Source organism: Thalassotalea fusca (assembly GCF_053485835.1).
This window is the reverse complement of the sequence record NZ_JBQRUN010000012.1, coordinates 38837-51073: the sequence shown is the minus strand read 5'-3', so window position 1 is coordinate 51073 and position 12237 is coordinate 38837. Positions and strand designations below refer to the sequence as shown.

At 40.0% G+C, this 12237-nt stretch carries 11 protein-coding genes; 3 read left to right on the top strand and 8 right to left on the bottom strand.

Annotation, left to right across the window (positions count from 1 at the left end; all coding sequences use genetic code 11):
* Nucleotides 1-108 precede the first annotated feature (108 nt).
* The 7 genes from ACSLUK_RS14345 to ppsA all read right to left on the bottom strand — a co-directional run bounded on the left by ACSLUK_RS14345 (nucleotide 109) and on the right by ppsA (nucleotide 8615).
* Nucleotides 109-489, bottom strand: a complete 381-nt coding sequence (locus tag ACSLUK_RS14345; protein WP_448549355.1) for a hypothetical protein — start codon at nucleotides 487-489, stop codon at nucleotides 109-111.
* 146 nt (nucleotides 490-635) lie between these two features.
* The gene (locus ACSLUK_RS14340) at nucleotides 636-932 is read right to left on the bottom strand and encodes a hypothetical protein (RefSeq protein ID WP_448549354.1); all 297 of its coding nucleotides are present in this window, start codon (nucleotides 930-932) and stop codon (nucleotides 636-638) included.
* Between the two features lie 129 nt (nucleotides 933-1061).
* Entirely contained in the window at nucleotides 1062-1493 is a 432-nt protein-coding gene (locus tag ACSLUK_RS14335) for a hypothetical protein (RefSeq protein WP_448549353.1), read from the bottom strand.
* Nucleotides 1494-1914: 421 nt separating this feature from the next.
* Nucleotides 1915-2634, bottom strand: coding sequence for a hypothetical protein (locus ACSLUK_RS14330; protein WP_448549352.1), 720 nt, complete (start codon nucleotides 2632-2634; stop codon nucleotides 1915-1917).
* The gene (locus ACSLUK_RS14325; RefSeq protein WP_448549351.1) at nucleotides 2631-2801 is read right to left on the bottom strand and encodes a hypothetical protein; all 171 of its coding nucleotides are present in this window, start codon (nucleotides 2799-2801) and stop codon (nucleotides 2631-2633) included. Before ACSLUK_RS14325 ends, ACSLUK_RS14330 begins: the two co-directional genes overlap by 4 nt.
* A 105-nt stretch (nucleotides 2802-2906) precedes the next feature.
* The gene (ydiJ, locus tag ACSLUK_RS14320; RefSeq protein WP_448549350.1) at nucleotides 2907-5969 is read right to left on the bottom strand and encodes a D-2-hydroxyglutarate dehydrogenase YdiJ; all 3063 of its coding nucleotides are present in this window, start codon (nucleotides 5967-5969) and stop codon (nucleotides 2907-2909) included.
* 270 nt (nucleotides 5970-6239) lie between these two features.
* Nucleotides 6240-8615 (bottom strand): phosphoenolpyruvate synthase, encoded by a 2376-nt coding sequence (ppsA, locus tag ACSLUK_RS14315; protein ID WP_448549349.1) that lies wholly within the window; start codon nucleotides 8613-8615, stop codon nucleotides 6240-6242.
* 158 nt (nucleotides 8616-8773) lie between these two features.
* Between ppsA and ppsR the strand changes: the two genes are divergently transcribed.
* From ppsR to ACSLUK_RS14300, 3 genes are all read left to right on the top strand, one after another.
* Entirely contained in the window at nucleotides 8774-9583 is an 810-nt protein-coding gene (gene ppsR, locus ACSLUK_RS14310) for a phosphoenolpyruvate synthetase regulatory kinase/phosphorylase PpsR (RefSeq protein ID WP_448549348.1), read from the top strand.
* Nucleotides 9584-9816: 233 nt separating this feature from the next.
* Complete coding sequence (locus ACSLUK_RS14305; RefSeq protein ID WP_448549347.1) at nucleotides 9817-10371, top strand: hemerythrin domain-containing protein; 555 nt, start codon at nucleotides 9817-9819, stop codon at nucleotides 10369-10371.
* A gap of 179 nt (nucleotides 10372-10550) precedes the next feature.
* Nucleotides 10551-11600, top strand: coding sequence for a 3-deoxy-7-phosphoheptulonate synthase (locus tag ACSLUK_RS14300; protein ID WP_448549417.1), 1050 nt, complete (start codon nucleotides 10551-10553; stop codon nucleotides 11598-11600).
* Nucleotides 11601-11672: 72 nt separating this feature from the next.
* Here ACSLUK_RS14300 and ACSLUK_RS14295 read toward each other — a convergent pair whose 3' ends face one another.
* Nucleotides 11673-12149: a low molecular weight protein-tyrosine-phosphatase gene (locus ACSLUK_RS14295; protein WP_448549346.1), complete on the bottom strand. Its 477-nt coding sequence runs from the start codon at nucleotides 12147-12149 to the stop codon at nucleotides 11673-11675.
* Between the last annotated feature and the right edge of the window lie 88 nt (nucleotides 12150-12237).

Here is a 12237-nt window from a genome sequence, read left to right as displayed (position 1 = left end):
TGCATATAACGCCGCCATAAGCGGACAAGTAATTGTTGGCTACAATGTGAAGCGGAGCGAAACCGAGCCAACTATTACGGTTCCGTTCTTCATGGCCTTGTTATAAGTCTATTCAACTAAATTAATATAGTTGATTGAAGGAGTCTCGAATATGTACTCTTTAACATGCCTATGTAGTGGGTAATCATAATTATGAGCCCAAATTTCCATATAAATTACGTTTCCTTTTTCATTTAGGCCCAAGCCAACACTTGCGCCGTACTCTAGTTCGGGAGACTTGATTAATGGACCTTCAATTTGCGCAACTTCATCAGGAACATCAAGAAAAACGTTCTCGCTGCTAAGATCAAACGTAATAAATGCGCCATACCCGTCAGAATATTCTCTTTCATCAATATTGCAACGCTTTGAAAGAACCTCAAGGCTTTCAGCATATTCTGGATAGTGCTGAATATACCATTTCAATATTTCAGATTCTAACTTATCCATTGAATTACTAACCTAAACCCGCGAGACTTATAACGCCGCCATAAGCGGACGTGTAATTGTTGGCTAAAATGTGAAGCGGAGCGAAACCGAGCCAACAATTACAGTTCCGTTCTTAATGGCTTTGTTATGTGTAAATTACCACAATATTAATCACTTGCAGTTTTAATTGTTAATTCATTTTTGTAGCAAAAGCTGAAAAATGGCAACAAACGTACAACAGTATTTATCAACTGTTTATCAGAGCTATGTATGGTGCTTAAGTAAATTAACTCATGAACGATTGCATTCGCTTGTTCAGAGTTTATTACAGGCGATTTATAGAATTCATGCCATACCCAATTCAGAATAGGAAACTCGTCGAGTTCATTGATATACATAAAGAGATACTCTTCACTGTGTTCAATCTTTTCTTCCTTATGGCCTGCATACATATCGAATGCCACTAGAACTCCTTTTACACATAACGCCTGAATAATGTGTGAGCGTAGTTTGGCAATTTTATTGCGCTGTTTGCAACTAAAAATGAAAAACTATGGCGAATCACGATTAATTCGCTTGTTAGGTATACTTTACTACCTACCCTGATACTTACCATTTTCAACCAATGCTGGCTCTTTTACTGTATAGCGTTGGCCATTACGCCAAGCCTGAGTTTTGAAAGATACCAGATAAAAATCCTTCTCGGTTCTTAACCATTTATGAGGAAAGGAAATAATTTTTTGATAGTCTTGTCTTGAGTACAAACCTAGCTTGCCTAAGTTTGCCGATTCTAGCGCGGTAACATCAGCAACTTGTACTGAATCTACTACGTAACATTTATTTGGTATTTCCTTAGTACAGAATGCTAAGGCCGTCATTTCTTTATTCCATATGACTTCGCTAAGATTTCTAACATCCAACTCTTTTAAAACATCATGTTTCATTATGAATTGAATCGTATCAGGCTCACTCGATATTACAGAACTACAAAAGAATAATGCTACGATAATTAGTAGAGGCTTCATCCATGTATACCTAACAGCTCATTAGCGTGAATACCGAATTAAACTGTCGACAATCTAAAATATCTGACATGTAAATCCACGCTTTAATCTAATAATTTTAAGAGCTTACCAGTAAAATAAAAGGTCATCAACGATTTGCTAGCTTTACATAGCGAGCCTATTACTTATTCGAGAACGACAATGGCTCGCTATGCACGTTATTAATAACAAAAAACATACACGACTTCAGTGCCTTATGGTTAGCTATTAGATATTGGAGCCATTTATTGAATTTACATAGCGAGCCAAATGTTAGCGGCTACTTGACAACAATAGGTGTGATTAGTGGCTTATAGAAAGAAATGAAAGAATAGGTTTAGTTTTAATTTAGGCTTAGCATAATACTAATGCTAAGCGCTGGTCACTGATAAATCTAATGGCCCTATTCTTCTTCTACAATGTACAAGTATTCGATATTGATATTCTTGATATCTTCGTATTTTAAAATCAATCGATCCCCTTTGATATCGTAGAATCTGGTTGAAGTAGGTGTAGACTGAATATCATCCGATTCAATTGGGCGTCGCATCGCGCCAGAAAGTACGATGCGGTCGAGCTGCCCCGCTGAATCAAGGTAAAAATCTTCTAGCACACCATAATATAAGAATGCAGTGTTCTTAGACTCAACTAAGCAAGATAATTTAATCAACTCAGCATTTTGAGTTTCTGAAAGTTTGCCCGTAAGTTCGTAGTACCAAGGCGTATCAAACGCGTATTTGGAGGATTTGAACGGATTAAAATAAAAGATAAGTTTCTGGAATTGCTTACCCATACCATAAGCTAATATGAAGGAGCCAGCGAAATATAAGACAATGCTCGAAATATTATTGCTGATTGTAGCCAATTCAGTATCTGATATCGATTTAGCACCAATTAATAGTTTTATACAAACATCGTAATCAATTTCGTTGCCAGAAAGAGGGATCACAATACAAATTAAAAATGTATGTAAAATCAAGGCGTAAAAAAAAGCCAATGATGAGGAAACATCGAATGGCTTTTTCTCTATGCTGGTATTCTCAACTCTTTCGTAAGCGTTTTGAAAAATGAAACCAGGAATTAGTAGTACTAGAATAAAAAACGCGGGAAAAGCTATGTTCATGCAACGGCTTTTTCCTTCGGCGAAGTCGATACACGATATTTTTTACCATTGGATAATGTTATAACTTCGCTCTCTTTAGAGCTACTCGATATAAAAGCCTTTAGCTGTTCGCTACCTGAAGGATCACCTTTAATTTTCTTAGCTAAGCTACCTAATAAAGCTTTCATAACTTCCTTAATAACAACGTTATATCATTTAAGTCTACTGCAAATTTTGCCAATTTGCTATAGGTAGCAACCGTCGCTACCTAGCATTTACCTACATTACAACGCTTAAGATGAATGTGCAATTTGTTTAGCCAACACTTCAACCGGATGCTGCGTTAGTTTACCTGCAAGCCGTTTTACCTGACTACGGCACGAGTAGCCTGTAACCACCAATTGCGCTTCTTCGTACTGGTCGACTTTGTCGCGCCAGCTAAGTTCAAAAAGCCCTATCGAATTTTCAAGATTAACTTTTTCGTGGCCATAAGTGCCCGCCATTCCACAACAGCCAACTGATTGCTTGTTCAGGTTTAAGCCAAACTTAGCAAATATTTGTTGCCATTCCTGTTCACTACCAGCAAGCGCAGTTTTTTCAGTACAGTGCGCAAATAATTGGTAATTGTCTGCTATGTTATTTGATAGGTCGAGGTTGATATCATCGAGTGTTGTCATTAGCCATTCATGGGCCAACAACACATTGAATTCACCTCGCTTATCACCCAAAATTTGTTTGTATTCATCGCGATAACATAGCGCCAAAGAAGCATCTAAGCCAATCATTGGCATGCCCAACGCGTGTACTTGCTGGAGGAAATCAGCGGTGTTTTTCGCAGTGCGTGCAAATCGTCCTAAAAAGCCTTTAACATGTTGCGGTTTGCCATTTGGTTTAAAAGGGAGCAATACAGGTTCATATCCCAACCCTTTAACTAAATCCATCAAGCCAATAACCACTTGAGCATCATAGAACGAGGTAAATGGGTCCTGCACCACTAATACAGTTTTTGCACGCTGTTCGTTAGTCAATCTCTGCAACTTAACTAAATCCAGTTGCTCATACCCTTTTTGCTGTACGCTTTGTTGTAGGGTCGGAATTGATAATAAAGGTGTATCAACATAGCCGATACTTGCTTTCGACAGTTTGTCGTAGATTTTTGAGCCGAGCAACTTATTGGTTAACTTTGGCACCTTTGCCATCATTGGCGTCAGCAACTCAACGTTTGCCACTAGATGATCTTTCAGCGGTCTAAAATATTTCGAGTGGTAAAGGTTTATAAATCTTGCACGAAAATCTGGTACATCGACCTTAATCGGACATTGGCTCGCACATGCTTTACAAGCCAAGCACCCTGCCATTGCTTCCATAACTTCGTGAGAAAAATCTTCAGACGCATTTGGTTTGAATTTCGATTTAACTTTATCGAGTAACTGCTTAACCGACCAACCGTTAATTTGTTGCTCTACCGATAATATATCTACACCTTTGGCTTCAACTAATCGTAGCCATTCGCGCATTAAGCCTGCGCGCCCTTTTGGTGAATGACGACGATCTCGAGTAATTTTACTCGATGGACACATCGGGCTATTAGCATCGTAATTAAAACACAAGCCATTGCCGTTACATTCCATTGGAGCTTTGAACGACGTTTTTACTTCGATCGGGATTTGACGATCAAACGTGCCACGCTTGATGTCATCAACAGTTACTAATGTCTCGGCAGAATCTATCGGTGTGCAGATCTTTCCCGGGTTCATTTGATTATGTGGATCAAATACTGTTTTTATTCGTCGTAATTCGTTAAATAACGATTCACCAAAAAATTCGGGGCCATATTCACTGCGATAACCTTTTCCGTGTTCACCCCACATAAGGCCACCATATTTAGCAGTCAACTTAACCACTTCGTCAGACACTACGCGGAGTAGTTTTTCTTGTTCAGGATCACACATATCCAATGCTGGGCGTACGTGTAAAACGCCAGCATCCACATGACCAAACATGCCGTACTGTAAATTGTGGCTATCTAGCAACGCCCTAAATTCAACAATAAAATCGGCTAGTTTCTCCGGTGGTACGGCTGTATCTTCGGCAAAAGCCAGTGGTTTTTGTGCGCCTTTAGTATTACCTAGCAAGCCTACGGCTTTTTTACGCATCGCATATATACGATTAATACTCGCTAAATCAGAAGTTACCTGATAGCCAATAACTCCCGTATTATTCTCAATATCCTTATCTAACTGCGCCGTAAGCTGAGCAACGGTATCGGCAAGTTGTTCAACCGATTCACCGTTGTATTCAACCATATTCAGGCCATCCATTACTTTGCCTTCAACGTTTTGGATCAGGTCACTAACGGAGTGCCAAATAATGTCTTCACGCGCTAAGTTCAGAACTTTACTGTCAACGGTTTCTACTGATGTTGCCTTAGCCGCAACTAATGTTGGTGAATGACGCAGTGCAGAATCAAAGCTGTCGTACTTAATATTAATGAGCGTTTTAGCGACTGAAATTGGCGTTAAGTTTAGTTTGGCTTCACAAACAACCGCCAATGATCCTTCTGAGCCCGTAATTAAACGTGAAACATCAATCTTGGTAAGGTCTTCACTTACCGCGTGTTCTAGGTCATAACCTGTTAAAAAGCGATTTAAACGCGGGAACTTCGCCAGAATTTCTTCGCGCTTTTCTATACAGCTTTCAAATACTTGTTTGATAATTTTGCCGTAAGCCGTATTTTGTTGAGCAAGCTCTTTCGCTTCTTCAATTGCCATTGGCTGCGTTTCTAGTAACTCACCATTCGCTAAAACCGAGGTTAAACCAAGTACGTGATCAGACGTTTTACCGTACACTAATGAGCCTTGGCCGGAAGCGTCAGTATTGATCATACCACCAACAGTTGCCCTATTGCTGGTTGATAAATCAGGTGAGAAAAAGAAGCCGTGAGGTCTCAAATAGTCGTTGAGTTGGTCTTTTATGACACCTGCCTCTACGCGCACCCAGTTTTCTTTAACATTTATCTCTAAAATACGATTCATGTATTTAGATAAATCTATCACTATGCCGGGTGTTAAGCTTTGTCCATTTGTGCCAGTGCCACCGCCGCGCGCACTGAATTTAATAGCACTGTATTCTTCTTGTGACGCTAATTGCGTGATCAGCTGTACATCCTGTTTTGTGCGAGGATGAATCACCAATTGCGGCAATCGCTGATAAATACTATTATCCGTTGCTACTGCCAATCGTGCACCGTACTGGCAATTAATTTCTCCGGTAAAGGACGACGTTTGCTTGAGGGTGTCGGCAAAATCCTGATAAAGCGGATCAACAAGTTCTTGTGGGTGAATATGAGGCAACATAGATTAAAAACGGCAAATCAATCAAAACTAAAACCGCAGTATAGCATGGAGAATTTGTGTTTTTACTACATATTTTCCAGTGATATAACTGAAATTACTATTTGTAGCGAGTAATTCGCCATAATTGAATTAATGCGTAAATCACAAGTTGAATGGATATTCTATGAAAATAGAGGTAGTAAATATTTCTCACGAAAATAATGTATAAATAAACAAAAAGGCCTGTAATAAAAACAGGCCTTTTTATATCTAAAAAATATAGACTAAAGCTTACGCGTTGTGTTGTTCAGCTAAATACAACCATGTTGGTAAAACGGTGTCAGGGTTTAAAGATACGCTATCAATGCCCTGCTCAACTAACCAAGCAGCAAAGTCAGCATGGTCTGACGGGCCTTGACCACAAATACCGACATATTTACCACGTGCTTTACACGCTTTAATTGCCATTTCTAATAACACTTTGATCGCAGCATTACGCTCGTCAAACAAGTGAGCAATTAAACCTGAATCTCGGTCTAACCCCAATGTTAACTGCGTTAAATCGTTTGAGCCAATTGAAAAACCGTCAAAGTGATCTAAAAATTGGTCAGCCAGTAGTGCATTTGACGGTAATTCACACATCATGATTACTTTAAGGCCATTTTCGCCGCGCTTTAAGCCATTTTCACCAAGAATTTCGATAACTTGCTCTGCTTCTTCAACGGTACGTACGAATGGGATCATAATCTCAACATTGGTTAAGTCCATTTCGTTACGTACTCGCTTTATCGCTTCACACTCTAACGCAAAACAGTCACGGAAGTCTTTTGAAATATAACGTGAAGCACCACGGTATCCAATCATTGGGTTTTCTTCGTCTGGCTCGTATTCTTCACCGCCAACAAGATTAGCATATTCATTTGATTTGAAATCAGACATACGCACAATCACACGCTCCGGCGCATACGCAGCCGCTAGCGTTGAAATACCTTCAGTAAGTTTTGTGATATAAAACTCTACTGGGTCTGCGTAGCCCGCCATGTAGTCACGAATTTCTTCTTTTAAGTCTTCGTCTTGCACATCAAAATTTAATAGTGCTTTGGGATGAACACCAATCATTTTGTTAATAATGAACTCTAAACGCGCTAAACCAATACCTGCATGTGGTAAACGAGCAAATGAGAATGCACGGTCAGGGTTTCCTACGTTCATCATTATTTTAAGCGGTAGTTCAGGCATTGAATCCACTTCAGACGTAGTAACGGTATATTCTAATTTACCTTCGTAAATAAAACCGGTATCACCTTCAGCACATGAAACAGTGACTAAATCACCCGTTGCAATTTTTTTGGTGGCATCACCACAACCAACTACCGCTGGAATGCCCATTTCACGGGCGATAATAGCCGCATGACACGTACGGCCGCCACGGTTCGTTACAATAGCTGACGCTTTTTTCATGATAGGTTCCCAATCAGGATCCGTCATGTCTGTCACCAGCACATCACCTACGTTAATTTTGTCCATTTCACTTAGCGACGATAGTACTTTGGCTTCACCGCTACCAATCTTGTGACCAATTGAACGCCCTTCACAAACTACGTTTGCAGTTGTTTGTAACTGGAATTGTTCCATCACGTTAGCGCTTTCACGGCTCTTCACCGTTTCAGGGCGTGCCTGAACAATATAAAGTTTGCCGTCTAGGCCATCTTTCGCCCATTCAATGTCCATTGGACGTTTATAATGCTGCTCAATAATCACCGCTTGCTTCGCTAGCAATTGCACTTCTTCGTCAGTTAACGAGAATTGGTTTGACTGCTTTTCATCTACATCAACCACTTCAACTTGCTTGCCATGTTCTTGCGTTTCGGCATAGATCATTTTGATTGCTTTACTGCCGATATTACGACGAACAACTGCAGGCTTGTCTTTTGCTAATGTTGGTTTATGTACATAGAATTCATCAGGGTTAACCGCACCCTGTACAACCATTTCACCTAAGCCATAGCTTGAGGTTACAAATACAACATCTTCAAAACCAGATTCAGTATCAATAGAAAACATAACACCTGAAGACGCAATGTCACTTCGTACCATGCGTTGAATACCAGCAGATAATGCGACGCCGCGATGGTCATAACCTTGGTGAACGCGATAAGAAATAGCGCGGTCATTGAATAACGAGGCAAATACGTGCTTTATAGCTACCATTACGGCATCTAAACCACGTACGTTCAGGAACGTTTCTTGTTGACCAGCAAAAGATGCATCAGGCATGTCTTCGGCAGTCGCTGACGAGCGCACTGCAAATGACGCATCTTCAGAAAACTCACCCGCAAGTTTTGCGTAGGCTTGCTCGATGTCTTGCTGCATTTGGGGAAGAAATGGTGTGTCGATTATCCATTGGCGGATTGTGCTTCCGCATTCGGCTAACGCATTTACGTCGCTAACGTCTAAGGTATCAAGAAGTTGATAGATTTTATCGTTCAAACCGCTTTGCTCTAAAAATTCATTAAAAGCGAAAGCTGTTGTTGCAAAGCCACCAGGGACTTGTACCCCAACGTTTGCCAGATTTGAAATCATTTCACCTAATGACGCATTCTTTCCACCAACACGCTCTACGTCATTCATTCCTAGATCTTCATACCAAAGTACGTTTTCTTGCACAACCACTTCTCCATTCAGGATATTAAGAATTAATTATAGCTATTTATTTAAAGCCGAAAGCATTTTACACTGCTAGGTAACTATTCCAAAACACTTTATGAAAGTTTTCATTTTATATTTCATAACAGAATAAACTAAAAAAAATAAAGGTATACCCTATGCGTACTGCATTTTATATTTCAGATGGTACTGCCATTACTTCTGAAGTTTTCGGCCATGCATTGTTATCATTGTTTCCGATGGAATTCCACCACGACACCATATCTTTTGTGGAAACCATTGAACAAGCCGAAGAAGCCAAAGCGAAAATTAACCGAATAGCCAAAGCAAGCGGAGAACCGCCACTGGTTTTTCATACCTTTGTTAACCCTGAAGTTCGTGAAGTCATTGATAGCTGTGACGGCATTATTTACAACTTTCTTGAGCACTTTGTAGGTCCGTTAGAGCAACAACTAAACGTTAAGGCCAAACCTAAGGCGCACCGCACGCATAGTATTCATGAAAATAGCTATGATTACCGTATTGACGCGGTTAATTATTCATTGGCAAATGACGACGGCTCTAATATATCTAACTATGAACATGCTGATGTTATCCTTGTTGGCGTTTCACGTTCAGGAAAAACACCTACTTCGCTTTATTTAGCACTGCAATACGGCATTAAAGCAGCTAACTACCCTTTTACTGATGACGATATGGACGAACTTGAACTGCCTGCATTTCTAAAACCACATAAGAAAAAAATATTTGGTTTAACCATTGATCCACAACGGTTAATGGACATCAGAGACGGCAGAATGGCCAACAGTAAATATTCATCCGCCAGGCAGTGCCGAATGGAAGTACGTGAAGTGGAAAAACTGTATAAAAAGGAAAAAATACCGTTCTTAAATACGACCAAACTGTCTGTTGAAGAAATTACCGCTAAGATTTTGGCAGAAACAGGTCTACAACGGTATAAATATTAGAGCGTGTTGAGCTTTGCTGTTCATTCCTAAACGTCTACAGGTGGCCGTATTTTCTGGCCACCTAGTCAGTATCGCAACTTGCATTTAAGCCTCGCTTTTTCATACACACTTCAAGAGGACATTAATTGTTGACTCAGATCAAGTTTGCATCAGATAAACCGTAAATCATGCGGTATCAGCACGCTACTTTGTACCTAATACACTAGAGTTTAACTTGTCTTGAGTGAACAGATATGAGCAAATTAATTTCAGTCCTCTATCAAGAGCATAAAGGCCTCAAGAGACTTCTTTCACTAATGAAAGAAAATCTCGTCAGGTTACAAAGAGAAGAGTCTATTGATCACAGTCTGCTTGAAGATTCAGTACATTATATTGAAGTCTATGTCGATAGTTATCACCACCCAAAAGAAGATGTGTTCTATCAATACATCATCGATCATAAATTGGATAGCAATCGCGTATTCCAGCATAAACTTGATGATCATGACGACATCAAAAAGATCACACAGGACTTGAAACAAGTACTGCATTCCATCAATCTCGACATTATCGTTTCAAGAAGTTCATTAATTAACGAACTCGAGGCCTTTATTCATGTTTCAAATAATCATCTTAATGACGAAGAACACAATACCTTTCCTTTGGTAGAAAAACTACTAACAGAAGAAGATTGGCATAACGTCGCACTGCTTATGCCTGAATATTGTGAAGATCCGTTGTTTGGCCGAAACTTAAAAGAAGATTACTTGGACTTATCTCATCGGCTTGCTAGTTTCGAAGTTTGTTAGTAAGCATGTAAAGTATTGACTACGTTTCATACAAATATTTGAGAAATTTAGACTAATAACAAATTAATCCTAAATATCTCATGATATTGTTTCACAACCGCAGTTATTTTCGTTATGTTAGCGCCAAGGTTTAAGCCGTGTCATCTCTGATCAACACGGCCAAAATAGAAAGTTTAGCAATGACGATTAAAACTGACGAATTTCGCACCACGCTGATTGAAAACTTGGTGTCGCCTGCGGAACTAGCCACACAGATTCCTCTTTCTGACGACACAGCGCATTTTATCATTGAAAGTCGTCGCCAAATCGAAGCGATTATTAATGGCGAAGACAAGCGACTACTGGTTGTTATCGGCCCCTGCTCTATTCATGACACGAAAGCTGCCGTCGAATACGCAGAAAAATTGAAGGTGTTACACGACAAATATAAGCAAGAATTGTTTATTGTTATGCGTGTTTATTTCGAGAAGCCCAGAACCACCGTTGGCTGGAAAGGCTTGATTAGCGATCCCGATCTCGATAAGTCCTTTCATGTTGCAAAAGGCCTCAATCTCGCCAGAAATCTGCTAATGGACATTAACAATATCGGATTACCCGCAGGCACAGAATTTCTAGATATGGTAACAGGTCAGTATATTTCAGACCTAATATCTTGGGGAGCCATCGGCGCACGCACGACAGAAAGTCAGGTGCATAGAGAGTTAGCCTCGGCGCTGTCATGTCCTGTTGGCTTTAAAAACGGCACTGACGGCAATATTCAAATCGCGGTAGACGCGATTAAAGCGTCAAGCGTACCGCATGTACTGTATTCCCCAGATAAAAGTGGCCAAATGTGTATTTACCAAACGCATGGCAACCCTTTCGCGCATGTGATACTGCGTGGCGGCAAAACACCTAACTACCACGCTGCCGACGTACAAGCGACCCTCGATAAACTAAGAGATGAGCAAATTGATATGGGTATTATGGTCGACTGTAGCCACGGTAATAGCTATAAAGATCATAGCAAACAAATTGATGTTGCTCGTTCAATCGCTGAACAAGTGTCCCAAGGTCAACTGGGAATTTCGGGCGTGATGATTGAAAGCTTTCTCGTTGAAGGTAACCAGAAAGTTACTGATGGAGAGCCGCTAACCTACGGCCAAAGCATCACCGATGCATGTGTAAATGTAGAGACCAGTGAAGAAATTTTATCGTTACTGGCTGAAGCAGTTAAAAATCGTTTGTAATAATTCATTAGTTATTTAAATGTAAAAACAGCAAGTTATTACTTGCTGTTTTTTTATAATTATCACAATGCGTTAACGCATTTTGCTAATTAATCCATCACTGGCATCTTCTGCCATCGCAAGCACCAATCTGAAACCACCTGCACCACCATAGTATGGGTCTGGCACTTCCATATCATCAAAATTTTCCGCATGTTGAAGGAATAACTGTACTTTTTCGTGGTGTTCAGAAGGCGCAATATCGATTAAATCTTGATGATTTTTCTCATCCATCGCTAAAATCAAATCAAATTTTTCAAAGTCTTCTACTGTCACCTTGCGGGCTTTAAGACCTTTAAAAGAGTAACCGGCTTGCTCTCCGACTTTCTGTGCGCGATGATCGGGGCTCTCTTTGGCATGAGCACCAATTGTACCTGCCGAATCAATTTTTATTGATAACCCAGCTTCGCTTGCTTTTTTTATAAATACCGCTTCGGCAGTAGGTGACCGACAAATATTGCCCATACAAACGAACAATACGCTCTTAATATCCTTGTAATTCAATTTCATGCCCCTATCGCATCGAAAAATTCATTGTTATTGTTTTAGTCCAGTGACTTTTTCAGTATTTTCTTTGGAACTAGCACAGTAAATACTA